15 protein-coding genes are annotated in these 14,987 nt (G+C 64.4%); 7 read left to right on the top strand and 8 right to left on the bottom strand.

Annotated elements, in window-relative coordinates; genetic code table 11:
* The first annotated feature begins 3 nt into the window (after positions 1-3).
* Positions 4-2,841 carry a nitrate reductase gene (locus NKI10_RS11640; protein WP_352859981.1) on the top strand — a complete coding sequence of 946 codons (2,838 nt, stop codon included), beginning with the start codon at positions 4-6 and terminating at the stop codon, positions 2,839-2,841.
* 131 nt (positions 2,842-2,972) lie between these two features.
* On the opposite strand, the gene NKI10_RS11635 is transcribed toward NKI10_RS11640, so the two are convergent.
* From NKI10_RS11635 to NKI10_RS11615, 5 genes are read right to left on the bottom strand one after another with little or no spacing between them, the layout of a single operon-like run.
* Positions 2,973-4,268 carry an NAD(P)/FAD-dependent oxidoreductase gene (locus NKI10_RS11635; protein WP_352859979.1) on the bottom strand — a complete coding sequence of 432 codons (1,296 nt, stop codon included), beginning with the start codon at positions 4,266-4,268 and terminating at the stop codon, positions 2,973-2,975.
* On the bottom strand, positions 4,265-5,248 hold the full coding sequence (locus NKI10_RS11630; RefSeq protein ID WP_352860080.1) for a branched-chain amino acid ABC transporter permease: 984 nt from the start codon (positions 5,246-5,248) through the stop codon (positions 4,265-4,267). The genes NKI10_RS11635 and NKI10_RS11630 overlap by 4 nt, the downstream gene beginning before the upstream one ends.
* A complete protein-coding gene (locus NKI10_RS11625; RefSeq protein ID WP_352723902.1) occupies positions 5,245-6,153 on the bottom strand; it encodes a branched-chain amino acid ABC transporter permease in 909 nt (302 codons plus the stop codon). The genes NKI10_RS11630 and NKI10_RS11625 overlap by 4 nt, the downstream gene beginning before the upstream one ends.
* The gene (locus tag NKI10_RS11620; RefSeq protein ID WP_352859977.1) at positions 6,150-6,899 is read right to left on the bottom strand and encodes a branched-chain amino acid ABC transporter ATP-binding protein; all 750 of its coding nucleotides are present in this window, start codon (positions 6,897-6,899) and stop codon (positions 6,150-6,152) included. The genes NKI10_RS11625 and NKI10_RS11620 overlap by 4 nt, the downstream gene beginning before the upstream one ends.
* Positions 6,896-7,696, bottom strand: coding sequence for an ABC transporter ATP-binding protein (locus NKI10_RS11615; protein WP_352859975.1), 801 nt, complete (start codon positions 7,694-7,696; stop codon positions 6,896-6,898). Before NKI10_RS11615 ends, NKI10_RS11620 begins: the two co-directional genes overlap by 4 nt.
* A 124-nt stretch (positions 7,697-7,820) precedes the next feature.
* Between NKI10_RS11615 and NKI10_RS11610 the strand changes: the two genes are divergently transcribed.
* From NKI10_RS11610 to NKI10_RS11585, 6 genes are read left to right on the top strand one after another with little or no spacing between them, the layout of a single operon-like run.
* Positions 7,821-8,543, top strand: coding sequence for a GntR family transcriptional regulator (locus NKI10_RS11610; RefSeq protein ID WP_023714897.1), 723 nt, complete (start codon positions 7,821-7,823; stop codon positions 8,541-8,543).
* Position 8,544: 1 nt separating this feature from the next.
* On the top strand, positions 8,545-9,033 hold the full coding sequence (locus NKI10_RS11605; protein WP_352859973.1) for a DUF3830 family protein: 489 nt from the start codon (positions 8,545-8,547) through the stop codon (positions 9,031-9,033).
* Positions 9,034-9,387, top strand: a complete 354-nt coding sequence (locus NKI10_RS11600; RefSeq protein ID WP_023732249.1) for a TIGR04076 family protein — start codon at positions 9,034-9,036, stop codon at positions 9,385-9,387.
* On the top strand, positions 9,384-10,439 hold the full coding sequence (locus NKI10_RS11595; RefSeq protein ID WP_352859971.1) for an aldo/keto reductase: 1,056 nt from the start codon (positions 9,384-9,386) through the stop codon (positions 10,437-10,439). The genes NKI10_RS11600 and NKI10_RS11595 overlap by 4 nt, the downstream gene beginning before the upstream one ends.
* On the top strand, positions 10,436-10,864 hold the full coding sequence (locus NKI10_RS11590; protein WP_352859969.1) for a hypothetical protein: 429 nt from the start codon (positions 10,436-10,438) through the stop codon (positions 10,862-10,864). Before NKI10_RS11595 ends, NKI10_RS11590 begins: the two co-directional genes overlap by 4 nt.
* Before the next feature lie 36 nt (positions 10,865-10,900).
* Positions 10,901-12,160, top strand: a complete 1,260-nt coding sequence (locus tag NKI10_RS11585) for an ABC transporter substrate-binding protein (protein WP_023751816.1) — start codon at positions 10,901-10,903, stop codon at positions 12,158-12,160.
* 81 nt (positions 12,161-12,241) lie between these two features.
* Here the strand turns inward: NKI10_RS11585 and NKI10_RS11580 are convergent, their stop codons facing one another.
* The 3 genes from NKI10_RS11580 to NKI10_RS11570 are packed head-to-tail and all read right to left on the bottom strand — an operon-like array spanning position 12,242 to position 14,987.
* Complete coding sequence (locus tag NKI10_RS11580) at positions 12,242-13,264, bottom strand: LacI family DNA-binding transcriptional regulator (RefSeq protein WP_352859967.1); 1,023 nt, start codon at positions 13,262-13,264, stop codon at positions 12,242-12,244.
* Positions 13,258-14,049: a transporter substrate-binding domain-containing protein gene (locus tag NKI10_RS11575; RefSeq protein ID WP_352859965.1), complete on the bottom strand. Its 792-nt coding sequence runs from the start codon at positions 14,047-14,049 to the stop codon at positions 13,258-13,260. Before NKI10_RS11575 ends, NKI10_RS11580 begins: the two co-directional genes overlap by 7 nt.
* A gap of 17 nt (positions 14,050-14,066) precedes the next feature.
* Positions 14,067-14,987 carry an isoaspartyl peptidase/L-asparaginase gene (locus tag NKI10_RS11570; protein WP_352859963.1) on the bottom strand — a complete coding sequence of 307 codons (921 nt, stop codon included), beginning with the start codon at positions 14,985-14,987 and terminating at the stop codon, positions 14,067-14,069.

Below are 14,987 nucleotides of genomic sequence, written 5' to 3'. Positions count from 1 at the left end.
AGCATGGAACTTGGCGAAGCGCGCGAGGTGAGGACCACCTGCCCCTATTGCGGGGTGGGTTGCGGCGTGCTGGCGAAAGTCGCCGCGGACGGTGAAGTCAGCCTCCGCGGCGACCCAGACCATCCAGCGAATTTCGGCCGGCTCTGCTCCAAGGGCTCGGCCCTGGGCGAAACCATCGACCTCGATGGCAGGCTGCTCTACCCCGAAATCCACGGTCGCCGTGCCGGCTGGGACGAGGCGCTCGACCGCGTCGCTTCGACCTTTTCGCAAACCATCGCCGAGCACGGTCCTGACTCCGTCGCCTTCTATGTCTCCGGCCAGTTGCTGACCGAAGACTACTATGTCGCCAACAAGCTGATGAAGGGCTTCATCGGCTCGGCCAACATCGACACCAATTCGCGGCTATGCATGGCCTCCTCGGTTGCCGGCCACCGCCGCGCCTTCGGCTCCGACACCGTGCCCGGCACCTACGAGGATCTCGAGCTCGCCGACCTGATCGTGCTGGTCGGCTCCAATCTCGCCTGGTGCCATCCCGTGCTCTTCCAGCGCATCGCGGCGGCCCGGGAAAAACGACCGGAGATGAAGGTCGTGCTGGTCGACCCGCGCCGCACCATGACCGCTGATATCGCCGACATTCACCTGGCGATCGCGCCGGATGGCGACGTTGCTTTGTTCACTGGTCTGCTCGCCTGGCTCGGCCAGCACAACGCACTCGACCGCGCTTACATCACCGCCCACACGACCGGCTTCGGGCAAGCGCTCTTCGCTGCCTCGAAACTCGATCTTGCCGGCGTTGCCGCCGCCACCGGCTTGAGCGAAGAGGAGCTTGCCCGCTTCTATAGCCTGTTTGCCACCACCGCAAAGACAGTGACGGTCTACAGCCAAGGCGTGAACCAGTCGTCTTCGGGCACTGACAAGGTCAACGCCATCATCAACTGCCATCTCGCCACCGGCCGCATCGGCAAACCTGGGGCAGGACCGTTTTCAGTGACCGGCCAGCCCAACGCCATGGGCGGCCGCGAGGTCGGCGGCATGGCCAATATGCTGGCCGCCCATATGGAGATCGAAAACCCCGAGCACCGCGACCGCGTGCAGCGTTTCTGGAATGCGCCGGCCGTCGCCCCAAAGCCCGGTCTGAAGGCGGTCGAGACGTTTCAGGCGATCGCCGCCGGCCGCATCAAGGCATTGTGGATCATGGCCACCAACCCGGTCGACTCGATGCCGGATGCCGATGCCGTCGAGGCGGCGATCAAGGCTTGCCCGTTCGTCGTGGTTTCGGATGTGCTGGCGAGCACGGACACCATGCGCCACGCCCATGTGCGGCTGCCCGCCGCCGCATGGGGCGAGAAGGACGGCACCGTGACCAATTCAGAGCGCCGCATCTCGCGCCAGCGCAGCTTTCTTGCTGTGCCCGGTGAGGCGCGGCCGGATTGGTTGATCGTCGCCGAGGTGGGCAAGCGGATGGGGTTTGACGAGGCGTTTTCCTATTCGTCGCCAGCGGAAATCTTCGCCGGACACGCCGCGCTGTCCGGGTTCGAGAATGACGGCGCACGGGATTTTGATATTGGCGCTTATGCTGGTGTTGATAAGGAGGCCTATGCAGCGCTTGAGCCTTTCCAATGGCCGGCGCCGAGCACAGCCACCCCCCTCTGGCCTGCCGGCCATCTCCCCCGCAAGGGGGGAGATCAGCCGTCGCCTCGGCCTTCGCCAATTACCAACGATGCAGAAGATATGCCGGCGTCAAAGCTGCCAATCTCCCCCCTTGCGGGGGAGATGTCCGGCAGGACAGAGGGGGGTGTTCAAGCGGGACTTGACCCTTCCAGCACCCGCTTCTTCGCCAACGGCAATTTCTACAATCCCGACCGCAAGGCCCGCTTCATCGCCATTCGTCCCATCGTCGAGACACGCACCAGCCCGGACTATCCGCTGATCCTCAACACCGGCCGTGTTCGCGACCATTGGCACACGATGACCCGCACTGGGAAAAGCCCACGTCTCTCCCAGCACATGGCCGAGCCCTTCGTCGAGATCCACCCGGCGGATGCCACGCATCACGGCATTGGCGACGCCGACATCGTGCGCGTCTCCAGCCCGCGCGGCGATGTGCTGGTGCGCGCGCTGGTGACGGCACGCCAGCGCCAGGGCAGCGTGTTTGCGCCGATGCACTGGACTGACCAGTTTTCGGCAAAAGGCCGGCTCGACACGCTGACCGCGCCTCTGACCGATCCGGTTTCCGGTCAGCCTGCGCTGAAACATGTCGGCGCCCGCATCGAGAAGTTCGCCGCGAGAGCCTTCGGCTTCGCCGTGGTGCGCCGCAAGCCGGTGGCGGTCGCAGCAGATTACTGGGCCGTGGCCAAATGCAAGGGCGGCTGGCGGGTGGAGCTTGCCTTTGCTGACGACGACATCGACTGGGCTGGTTTTGCTGGTTCGCTTTTCGATGTTCCCGTAGCCGATACGCTCGCTTATCACGACCGCGATACCGGCCAGCATCGTATTGCTGCCTTCGACGACCAGCACCTCGCCGGGGCTTTGTTTATCGCGTCGGGACCGGTGGCGGTTTCGCGGGGTTGGGCGGCACAGCAACTCCAGGAGGTTCACACCAGCCAGCGCGAACGCTTCAGGATCGTCGCCGGTCGCGCCGGCGCCGATCGGCCCGATGCGGGCGCGACCGTCTGCTCCTGTTTCAGCGTCGGGGTCAACCAGATCGTGGCGGCAGTGGCGGCCGGGTGCACGACAGTCGAAGCCGTAGGCGGCGCCCTGAAGGCCGGCACAAATTGCGGCTCCTGCCGGTCCGAGATCCGGGCGGTCATCCGGGCCAATCGGGTTCAGGCTGCGGAGTAGATGCGGCTGGCTGGGGAGGGGATCTGACGATATCCTCTTGGGCCACCATGGTCATCGATTGCGGAAGGTGGTGGCGGTCCTTTTCGGGTCGCCATGAGCGCGCCGGCAGGGGGATCACCTGGCTTGGCTGTCTAATCCAGCCGGTCGCGCAGGATGCTCCAGGGGAGCAGCATATTCGGTGCATAGCGCACGAGCTTATGCAGCGGGATCGGCGCTGGCGGCGCGAAGGGGAGCGGCAGATATCGGGGGTCCGTTCCGCTCGCCCAGTCCGCCAGCACTTTGCCCATTGCCGTGGTCATGGCGATGCCGCGACCGTTGCAGGCGAAGCCGGCGATCAGGCCCGGGCCGAGGTCGATGAGACGCGGCAGGAAATCCGGCACCACCGCCGCCACGCCTGTCCAGCTGTAGGCAAGCGGCGGCAGGTCAGGCAAATCGAGATGCCTGGCGAGCCGTCGCCAGATCGTTTGCGGCATGCGCGTCTCAGCGCCGGCTCCGACGACATGCATGCCGCCGCTGATCAGCCGGTTCTGGCCATCGAAGCGGCACGTGAACAGGTTGCGCCTGGTGTCGCCGACGCCCTGGCCGCCCGGCAGCAGGCGCGCGCGTATGGCGCGCGGCAGCGGCGCGGTGGCGATCTGGAAGACTTTCAGCGGGATGTAGGTCCGCGCCAGTGTCGGGTTCAGCGCTCCACCATAGGCGTTGGTGGCGATCACCACCTTGCCCGCACGCACGGCGCCGGATGCGGTCGTCAAGGTCCAGCCATCCGCAGCGCGGTCAATGGAAGCGACGCGCGTCTGCTCGAAGATCCGCGCGCCGGCTTTTTCGGCGGCATCGGCCAGGCTGCGCGCATACTCGACCGGATTGAGGACGCCGCCAGATCTGTCCATCCAGCCGCCGGCATAGCCGTCGATGCCGGTGAGCTCCGTGACCGCCATGGCATCGAGCGCAACGGTCGGCCTGCCCCGCGCCGCCCATTGCTCGGCGCGCGATCGCGTCTTTTCCAGCGCGGCGGACGAATGCGCCGGCTGGATCCAACCATTCTGCACAGCGTCGCATTCGATGCCGTGCCGCTTGATCAGCCCGAAGACCAGGTCGGCGCTGCCGGCGGCGAAGTCAACCAGGCGCCCGCCGCGCTCGGGTCCGAGTTCGGCGATGATGTCGTCTGGATCCCGCTTGGCGAAGTTCGGAACGACGAAGCCGGCATTCCGGCCGGTCGCACCCCAGGCAAGGAATTCGGCTTCAAGGACCGCGACCGAAAGCCCTTTCTCGGCGGCATGCAATGCCGTCGACAGGCCGGAAAAGCCGCCGCCAACGATTGCGAGATCGACGTCGAGCCCGCCTTGCAGCGTGCCCCGGTCGCGGCGGTTGCGGCTGACGGCATGCCAGAGTGAAACGCCATGCACGTCTTGCCGGATCATGGCATTCATGGTCCGGCCTCGTTCTCGCTGGCCGCCACCTTTGTCTGTTTGCCGGGCTTCGGCCGGCGCGGCCGGTCGCCGAACAATCCGTTCGGCCGGATCAGCAGGATGACGCAGAGCATGACGCCGATGGCGACGATCTGCAGTGAGGCCGCGCGTGCCTGCTGCTCGGGCGCAAACAGCACGCTGGTCAGCGTGCCCGACCCCGCCCATATCGCCCAGACCAGGATGCTGCCGGCGATGGCGCCGGCATTGCTGCCCGAGCCGCCGACGATCAGCATCACCCAGATCTGGAAGGTCAGGATCGGCAGGTAATTGTCCGGCGCGATGAAGCCGGTGAAATGCGCCTGCAAAGCGCCGGCCAGCGCCATGATGGCGCCGCCGACGGCGAAGGCCTGGACGCGGTAGAAGCGCGCGCTCTTGCCTAGCGAAATCGCCGCTCGCTCGTCCTCGCGCAGCGCCTTGAGCACGCGGCCCCACGGACTGCGCGACAGGTGCTCCAGAGCGAGATAGGCGATCAGCGTCACAGCCGAAACGACCGCAAGGTTCGACAGGTTGAACAGCAGCGGCGTTTCGGCAAGGCTGCCGAACGGGCGTGGGATGAAACCGATGCCGAACGGCCCGCCGGTCAGCTTCTGCGCATTGAGCGCGACCAGTTGCACGACGACGGCGACGCCGAAGGTGGTGATCGCCAGGTAGTCGGATCGCAGACGCAGCGTGGCCATGCCGGTAAGTGCTGCGGCGATACCGCCGACGACCATGGCGCCCGCCCAGCCGACCAGGATCGGCAGACCGAAGCCGCCGAAGCGCGCGGCATCGTCCGGGGTCGTCAGCAGCGCCGATGTATAGGCGCCGATGGCGAGGAATCCGGCAAGGCCGACATTGAAAAGGCCAGTCAGCCCCCACTGCAGATTGAGCCCCAGTGTGACCAGCGAAAAGATCAGCGCGGTGGTCAGGAAGAAGGCGCCGTAGCCGAGCAGGTCCATCAGCGTTCCCTCACACCAAACAGGCCGATCGGCCGCACGAACAGCACCGCCATCAGGATGATGAAGGAGATTGCAGCGCGCCATTCGGCGCCGATCAGCTGCACCGCACCGGCTTCGGCAAGACCGATGATCAAGCCGCCGAGCACAGCGCCCGGAATGCTGCCGATGCCGCCGAGGATGGCTGCTGCAAACATCGGCAGCAGCATGTCGAAGCCCATGAACGGGCGGATCTGCACCAGAATGCCGATCATCACGCCGGCCACGCAGGCCAGCGCCCCGCCGATGATCCAGGTGACACGCACAACGGAGGCAACGTCGATACCGACGATGCGGGCCAGCGCTGCATTCTGGCTCAGCGCCTGCATGGAGCGGCCGGTCTGCGTGCGTGTCATCAACAGATGCACGCCGAGCACCAGCACTGCGGTCAGCAGCAGCAGCGCGATCTGATCGGGCGTGATGCGGATGCCGAAGCCGACCGGCATGGCGATCTGGATCGCCCGGCTGAAATAGGTCGGGCGTGAGCTGAAGGTGAATTCGAGCAGGCTGCGCAGCGCCATCGAGGCGCCGAAGCTCGCCATCACCACGATGATCGCTTGCCCCTGCGAGCGCAGCCGCGAAAACAGCACCTTGTCGAGCAACAGCGCCAGCAGGGCGGTGAAAGCCATGCCGACAAGCAGCGCAACCAGCAGCGGCCACCCGAAGGACAGCGGACCAATGGGCGCCACCTTGCCGAACATCGCGCCGATGGCGCTGACGACGGCGAGCGTCGCATAGGTGCCCCAGGCCATGAAGTCGCCATGGGCGAAGTTCGAGAAGCGCAGGATCGAGTAGGTCAGCGTCACGCCGATGGCGCCAAGGCCGATCATCGAGCCGGTCAGCAGCCCATCGACGACAAATTGCAGGCTCATGCCGCGCCTCCCTTGCCGACGGGGGACGGGCGTTGGCCGAGATAGAGTTCGGCGACGACAGGATCGTTCCACAATTCGGATGCCACACCCTCGTGCCGGTCCCTGCCTTCGACCAGCACATAGGCGCGGTCGCCGATGGCCAGCGCTGCCTTGGCGTTCTGTTCGACCAGCAGGATGGTGACGCCGGACTTGCGGATGCCGGCCAGCATCTCGAACACCGTCGATACGAATTTCGGCGACAGGCCGGCCGACGGTTCGTCGAGTACCAGCACCTTGGGATGGACGATCAGGGCGCGCGCGACGGCAAGCATCTGCCGCTGTCCGCCCGACAGATTGCCGGCGGCGGTGCGGCGCTGGCGGACGAGGTCGGGGAAGGCCGTGTACATTTCCTCGATGCGGGCAGGGATTTCGCGTCGCTCGAGGATGCCGCAGGCGACTTTCAGATTGTCCTCGACCGACATCAGCGGGAAGATGTTCTCCGTCTGCGGTACGAAGGCCAGGCCGAGCCGAACCATGGTGTGGGCGGGAGCAGCAGTTATGTCCTTGCCGTCCAGGAGCACGGCGCCGCCGGTGATCGGGACAAGGCCGGCGATCGCCTTGATGAAGCTCGACTTGCCGGCGCCGTTGGGACCGAGCACGACGACGATCTCGCCCTTGCCGACGGTGATCGAGGCGCCGCGCACGATCGGCACGCCGGGCTCGTAGCCGGCTTCGAGGTTGCGCACGTGGAGGACGGTCTCGTTCATGTGGCGCCCCCGAGATAAGCCTCGATGACGCGCGGGTCGCGGGCGACCTCTTCCGCCGTGCCTTCGCTGAGCAGTTGACCGCTCGCCATGACGAGGACGCGATGGCAGAGCCGCGTCACCATGTCGATATTGTGCTCGATCAGCAGAAAGGTGATGCCGTGCGCGTTGATGTCGCGGATGCGGTCGATGATGATCTCGAGCAGCGTCGCGTTGACGCCGGCCGCCGGCTCGTCGAGCAGGATGATCGCCGGGTCGGCCATCATGACGCGGGCGAGTTCGAGCAGCTTGCGCTGGCCGCCGGAAAGCACGCGTGCGGGCTCGTGCGCGAGATGGGTGAGAGTGACCAACTCCAGCAGCTCGAGCGCCTTTGTCCTGGCAGCCCTTTCTTGTGCTGCGACCCGCCAAGGCGTGACGAAGTTGGCGAGCAATTTTTCGCCGGCTTGGCCCTGCGCCGCCAGCATGATGTTTTCGATCAGCGTCAGATTGGGCAGGGGGCGCGGGATCTGGAAGGTGCGGCCAAGACCACGGCCGATACGCAGATGAGCGGCTTCGCCGGAGACGCGCGTGCCATTGAGCAGGATATCGCCGCTGGTTGGCAATATGCTGCCCGCCAACAGATCGAACATCGTCGTCTTGCCGGCGCCATTCGGCCCGATCAGGCCGAGGATTTCGCCCGCTTTGACATCAAACGAGACATCGTTGACGGCGACAAGGCCGCCAAAACGCCTGACGACGTTTCGTGCCGTCAGAACCGGCGCACGGGTCTCCTGCCGTTGGCGCTCCGCTGCATCGCTCATCAAACCCTCTGGCCGAAGACGATCGTTGTCGCCTCCTGATTTTTGATTTGTGATCACACTTGCTTTGATCACGCTATTCGGCTTTAATTTCATTCGCAAGCCGAAAACGGGGCAAATGCCGGTAATGCAGAAGGCTGCCATCGAAAAGAACAACGAGACGATCGCAGCCCAGCTTACGCCGGTCGGCCGCGAGACCGTGCAGGATCGCGTCTATTCCGAGCTGCGCCGTGCCCTGATCGGTGGCCTTTTCGAGCCGAACCAGGTGCTGACCATCCGCGGTCTTGCCGATGCGCTGGTCACCTCGACCATGCCGGTACGCGAAGCGCTCGGCCGGCTGATCACGGAAAAGGCGCTGGAGGCGCTGCCCAACCGCTCGGTGCGCGTGCCGCCGATCACGCTGGAGCGCATCGACGACCTCCTGCGTGCCCGCTCCCTCATCGAAGGCGAAGCGATCGCGCTTGCGGCCAGGCGCATGAGCCCGCGCCAGATCGCGTCGATCGAAGCCATGCTGGGCGAGTGGGACGAGATCCGGGCCCTGAAGCACAAGAAGGATATCGATCGCGAAGCGACGCTCAACCAGAGCTTCCATTTTGAGATCTACCGCTGCTGCGGCTCGGCTGTCCTGATCCCGATGATCGAAAGCCTCTGGCTTCAATCTGGACCCTGCATCCGCGTCGCCATCTATGCCTTCTCCGAGGCCGGCGAGGTCGATACCGCCCACTATCACCGTCGGATTGTCGCGGCACTTGCCAAACAGGATGCGCAAGCGGCGCGCGAGGCGCTGGTGGCCGACATCAGCCGCCCCTTCGCCTTCCTGCGCGACAAACTTCAATCGGCGAAGGATTGACATGACCAAGCCCGCCATCAGCATCACAGAACCACGCTCGAAGCTTTCCGTGACGGCGCTGCTATTGCCCGAAAAGGCGCCGGAGAATGCCGCCTTCCTGCTGGCGTATCTGGCGCAGCCACGCATCATCCCAGGCATCCATGCGATGTGGACAGGACCGGAAATCTCGTGCCCGGTTCCGTCAGCCGATCTCCACGGCCAGGCCTATGCCCAGTCTTTGCCACCGGAGAATGCAACGCTGACGCCGCAGCCCGGCGATATCGTGCTGTCCTATGTGCCGCCACGCGTGTGGGGCGGCAATCCCAATGCCATCTTCGATATCGGCCTGTACTACGGGCAGGGGGCGCGGCTGCTGTTCCCGATCGGCTGGCTGGCCGGCAGCGTGGTGGCGCAGGTCCGCGCCGAAGAGCGCGATCAGTTCGCCACCGCCTGCGGCGTCATCCGCCGCAACGGCGCCTGCGACATCACCTTCAGCCTGGTGGAGGCCTGAATGGCCGACGACAGTTTCGAGCTCTTCGATCTGCGCGTCGAGGCGGTCATTCCCGAAGGCAAGCCGGTCTATTGCGGCGCCAGGGCCGGCGACTATTTCGAACTGAAGGGCGAAATGCTGTCGCTGCCGGCGGGGCAGGGTTTTTCGATCTATTCGATCTCCGCCGTGTTGCCGCTTCTCGCAGCAAAGCAGCGCCCGACGCATGCAAATGACTGGATGACCTCGGATGCCGAGATCGCCTGTCCCGATCCCAATTGCGCCAGCCGGCTCCGCATTGTCAGGCTTGCCAAGCGGCGGTTCAGCCATGCCGAAACCACAGCGGTGCCGCTGCCGAAGGAGACCGACAAAAGATGAGCGCCAGGCCGATCGAACTCAGCCCCGGCTATACGATCTCGCGCGTCATCCGCGGCGGCTGGCAGCTCGCCGGTGGCCATGGCGCCGTCGACCGCAGCCAGGCGGTGACCGACCTCATCGCCACTTTCGATGCCGGCATCTGGACCTATGACTGCGCCGACATCTACACCGGCGTCGAGGAACTGATCGGCGCCGCGCGCCTGCGGCTGGCGCGCGATCGCGGTCTCGATGTCGCGGCCAGGATGAAGGTGCACACCAAGCTGGTGCCGGACCTCGAACGACTGGCAAGCATCAGCCGCGACTACATCAGGGGCATCGTCGATCAGTCGCTTCGCAGGCTGAAGACGGAGCGGATCGATCTCGTGCAGTTTCACTGGTGGGATTATGACCAGCCTCGTTACGTAGAGGCGATGGGTTGGCTCGACGAGCTTCGGCTGGAAGGCAAGGTGCGCAATCTCGGCACCACCAATTTCGATACGCCGAGGCTCGCCGAAATCCTCTCCGCGGGCATCCCGGTGGTCAGCCAGCAACTGCAATATTCAGTGCTCGACCAGCGGCCGGCAAACAGCCTTGCGGGCCTTGCCGCTAAGAATGGTGTCCGCTTCCTCTGCTACGGCTCGGTGGCGGGGGGCTTCCTCAGCGACAAATGGCTTGGCGTGGCCGAGCCCTCCACGCCGCTCGAAAACCGCTCGCTGGTCAAATACAAGCTGATCATCGACGACTTCGGCGGCTGGGAGCTGTTCCAGTCCCTGCTCAAGGCGCTGAAAGGGGTCGGCGATCGCCACGGCGTCGACATCGCCACCATCGCCTCGGCATGGGTGCTCGAGCAGCCGCAGGTCGCGGCCGTCATTGTGGGTGCGCGCAACCAGGCACATGCGCTGGCCAATACGAAAATCATGGACGTCGCGCTCGACGCCGACGATCGCACGCGGATTGCTGCCGCCATCGCACAAGGCACCGGCCTCGCGGGCGATGTCTACGCGCTGGAGCGCGACCGTCATGGCCGCCACGGCTCGATCATGCATTACAACCTCAATGCGGGGAAGAAATGAGCGGAGAGCCTTCCCTTTTTTCGCGTGCCAGCGCTGAAATCATCGACCTGCATCGCTTCTTCGTCGACTGGTTTGTCGCCGCGCGAGCCGACGCTGTGGAGTTCGGCCGCTTCGAGGCTGTCATGGGCGAAGGCCTCACCATGGTGGCGCCGAATGGCCAGATCCTCGATCGCGACGCGGTCGTAGATCATGTCCGGACAAGCCGCGCCACTTGCGACGACGGTTTTGCCATATCGATCGAGGACATCAGGCCGGGTTGGCAGGACGCGGACACGATCGTCATCTTCTACATCGAGGCGCAACTGCGCGCCGGCAAACACAGTCGCCGGCAGTCCAGTGCGGTCTTCACCACCAGTTCATCGGCACCAAACGGCATCGAATGGCGGCATCTGCATGAGACCTGGCTGCAGGCGCCGGAAGGCTGAACAGGCAAAAGTTCAAACAAGAAAAGGGGAACGGCAATGAAGAAGACGATACTTCAAATCACCACAGCACTGGCTCTCGTGACGATGGCCGGCGCCGCACACGCAGCGGACTGCAAGATCACCGTCGGCCTGGTCATGGAGCTCACCGGTCCGGCCGGCGAATACGGCCAGGCCGGCGCGAAGTCCGTCGAAATGGCCTTCCGCGACATCAATGAAGCCGGTGGCGTACGCGGCTGCGATCTCGCAACCGACACGCGCGACAGCCAGAGCCAGGGCAATATCGCGGTCGATGCCGCGACCCAGCTGGTACAGGTCAAGAAGGTGCCGGTGATCATCGGCGGCATCATCTCCTCCGTGTCGATCCCGATTTTGACCTCGGTCACCGGGCCGGCCAAGATCGTGCAGGTGTCGCCGGCTTCATCCTCGCCGACGCTGACCGCCCTTGGCCGCGATGGCAAGACCAACGGCATCTTCTTCCGCACCATCACGTCGGATGCGCTGCAAGGCGTGGCCGCCGCCAAATACGCCATCGACAAGGGTTTTAAGAAACTGTCGATCATCCACGTCAACAACGACTTCGGCGTCAACATGGTGGCGGAATTCTCGCGCGCCTACAAAGCGCTCGGCGGCACCATCGTCTCCGACACGCCCTACAATGAAAAGCAGTCGAGCTATGCCTCGGAGGTCACGGCGGCGATGGGAGGCGAACCGGACGGGCTCTACCTCGTCAGCACGCCGGTCGACGGCGCAACGGTTGCCCGCACCTGGATCTCGCAGGGCGGCGTGCAAAAATTCCTGCTCAATGACGGCATGAACAGCCCGGACTTCATCGAATCCGTCGGCGCCGATTATCTGAAGGATGCTTATGGCACCTCTTCCGGCACCAGCCCGACGGCCTCCACCGACTACTTCCTCAAAAACTACAAGGAGTTTTCGGGTATCGAGCCGTCGAACCCGGCAGCCGACCGTTCCTATGATGCCGGCGCCATTGTCGGCCTCGCCATTGCCATTGCCGGCTCCGAGGATCCAGCCAAGATCAAGGATGCCATGTACAAGGCGGTCGATCCGACCGGCACACCGATCTTTGCAGGCAAGGACGAATTCGCCAAGGCGCTCGGCCTGATCAAGGACGGCAAGCCGATCCGCTATGAAGGCGTCATCGGTCCGGTCAGCTTCGACAAATATGGCGACATCACCGGCCCGTTCCGGTTGTGGAAGATCGTCGACGGCAAGGTGACGACGGACGGTGAAATGACAACCGACGACGTCAACGCGCTGCAGGCGAAATTGCAGTAGGCGCCGGTACATTGTCCGGCGCGATCTCCGTTCGATCTCTGGGAGATCGACGCCGGACAAGCAGTCCAACATCGGCGCTAGTTACGCGGTCAAGCGCGAAATCAGCCGGGTCAATATAACGACAGGCGGCTGGCCGGGCATCAAGACCTGCGGATCGGAGAGGGCGCCAACGATATGACCCACATAGTCTGATTTGTCGTAGCCGATTGACGATATCGGGTAGGCGCCGAAATTGGTCAGGGACACATTGTCGAAGCCATAGAGGCGGAAGCGGCTGGGCCGGTTGTCGGGGAAATCCGCCCGGCAGACATCCAGAACACCCATGGCCATCGCGTCGGACGTACAAAAGACCGCATCTGGACAGCCGCGTTCCGTCAGGCCGACTGCCGCCGCATGACCCGACTCGTAGGAATAGTCTCCCTGGATCGTCTGCAGCAGTTCAATTCCATGATGCCGGAACGCTCCGAGGTAGTGGCCGATGCGCAGCTGTTCGACGCGCGAGGACGAACGGCCGGTCAGCAGGCTGGCCGTGCGCACGCGCTTGGCCGCCGCATCCGCCACGGCCTCGGCGATGCCGACGCCTTCATCGGGAATGACGGTGGGTGACAGATCGTCATGCAGTCCGTTCAGCATGATGACCAGGTCCGAGCGAAACATGCGCCGCACCGTCGCTGCATCGGCAAAGTCGGAGAACACCACGGCGGCATCGACATGATAGGCAACGCCGTTGCGCAGAAAATCCTCGACCCCATCCGCCGAGCCGATGCGGATGAGGATGACCTGCTTGCCGATCGACTGGATTGCGTCGAGCAGCCGGTCGAACAGGTCGAGATCTGAAAGGTCGTGAATGTGGTTGACCACGACGGCAACCAGATTGACGGTCTTGGTGGTCAGGCTTTGCGCCAGGAGATTGGGTTTGTAGCCGAGCTGCGCGGCGGCCTGCACGACACGTTCGCGTTTGTCCGCCGAGACCGGTCGCGGTCCGCTCGACAGCGCACGGCTGGCCGCGGCACGCGACACGCCTGCCAGCCGCGCGACATCGGCGATCGTTGCGACGGCGCCTCGAGTGTGCGCCGATCGGTTACCGGTAGTGGGTGTCACCACAGCGGGTTGAGCGCCGGCGGGTTGGAGTCCGGCCCCCACCACTTCTTGTAGGTCGTCTCATAGGTGCCCGACTGGATGAAGTCGGACACGAACATGTCGAGCCAGCGGACGAATTCGGGATCGCCCTTGGCGACCGCGATGCCGATCGGATCGTTGGAATAGAGGCCCGGCAGCGTCACCAGGCTCGGTGTCTTGGTCGCGAGGTAATCGAGCAGCGAGGAATCCTCGATCGCCGCATCGACGCGCTTCTGTTGCAGCTGCAGAACCCCGTCGGGCGCGAACTGGTCGACATAGACGAGCTCTGCGTCCGGCACGGCTGCCTTGAGGAAGGTTTCGCCCGTGGTGCCGCGGCCGACGACAACCTTCTTGCCGGCGAGCCCCTTGAGGTCGGTTATCCCGGCATCCTTCTGGACGATGACGCGCAGCCCGGCCCGGTTGTAGGGGATGGTGAAGTTGACGGTCTTGGCCCGCTCGAGCGTTGCCGAGGTGTTTGCGACCGCGACATCGATCTGTCCCGACACCAGCATGGAAATACGGGCATCGCCCGAGACGTCGACGAACTCGACCGGCACCCCGAGCTTTTGCGCCAGCAGCGTCGCGACATCGACATCGAAGCCGACAGGGTTGTTTTGTGCATCGCGAAAGCCGATCGGCTCGCCGCCGAGCGATACGCCGATGCGAATGGTGCCGCGTGAGCGGATGTCGTCAATCATGCCGGCAAGGGCCGGAAATGCCGAACCGGCCACGATGGCCAGCGCGGCGAAGGCACGCAGTACGGTTTTCATGGTTCCTCTCCTTATTTTCAAGTGACGCGTCTTGCCGCCCGCAATTCGGGTGCGGACATGGAATCCTTCCAGAGCCAATAGCGGACCTTGCCCTCGCATCTGAAATTCACCACCTCGTGGTTCTGCTCGGCGTCGACGGCGTGGATGACCACTCCGGCCAGGAAGCCGGTGTCGAGTTCAGCCAGTTCCTCGACCGCCAGCGCGACCGCATCCGACAAGGATCGGCCAAGCTTCATGGCCAGCACGACGGTCCGCGCGGTCGTGCAGCGCATCGTCATCTCGCCGGTATGGGTGCACGCCGCCGCACCATAGCGGCTGTCGGCGTAAAAACCTGCGCCGGGAATGGGAGAATCGCCGAGCCGGCCCGGATATTTCCAGGCCCAGCCCGAGGTCGAAGTCGCGGCATGGATGCCGCGCCGCGCATCCGCCGACAGGAAGACGGTGGTGTCGCGGACGCGCTCGGGATCGGTGATAGTACGGCTGAGCGGCGCCAGATCGATATCGGGGAATTTCGCCAGCTGTTGCGGTGTGAGTTCCTGTTGCAGCCGCTCCCACCAGACGCGCTTAGAGTCCTCGAACAAGACTTCGTCTTCGGCAAAACCGATTTCGCTGGCAAAGCGCCGCGCCCCTTCGCCGGTCAGCATCACATGCGGCAGGCGCTTCATTACCTGCTGCGCCAAGGCGGCGACGGCCAAGGTCCTTGGCACAGCCCCGACTGAACCGACCTCTCGTGTATTGCCGTCCATGACGCCGGCGTCGAACTCCATCTCGCCCAGCATGTTCGGCCAGCCGCCATAACCGACGCTGCGAACCTTGACCTCTTTCTCCACCATGCCGATGCCGGCAACCATCGCGTCCAGGCTGACGGCGCCATCGCGCAGCATTTGCACCGAGGTCTCGAATCCCGGCCATGCTTCGTTGTTGGCTAACAGCAGCAT

Origin of the sequence: Mesorhizobium sp. M0802, from assembly GCF_040320115.1 — a bacterium.
Taxonomy (GTDB): Bacteria; Pseudomonadota; Alphaproteobacteria; order Rhizobiales; family Rhizobiaceae; genus Mesorhizobium.
This window is presented reverse-complemented; position numbering and strand designations above follow the sequence as displayed.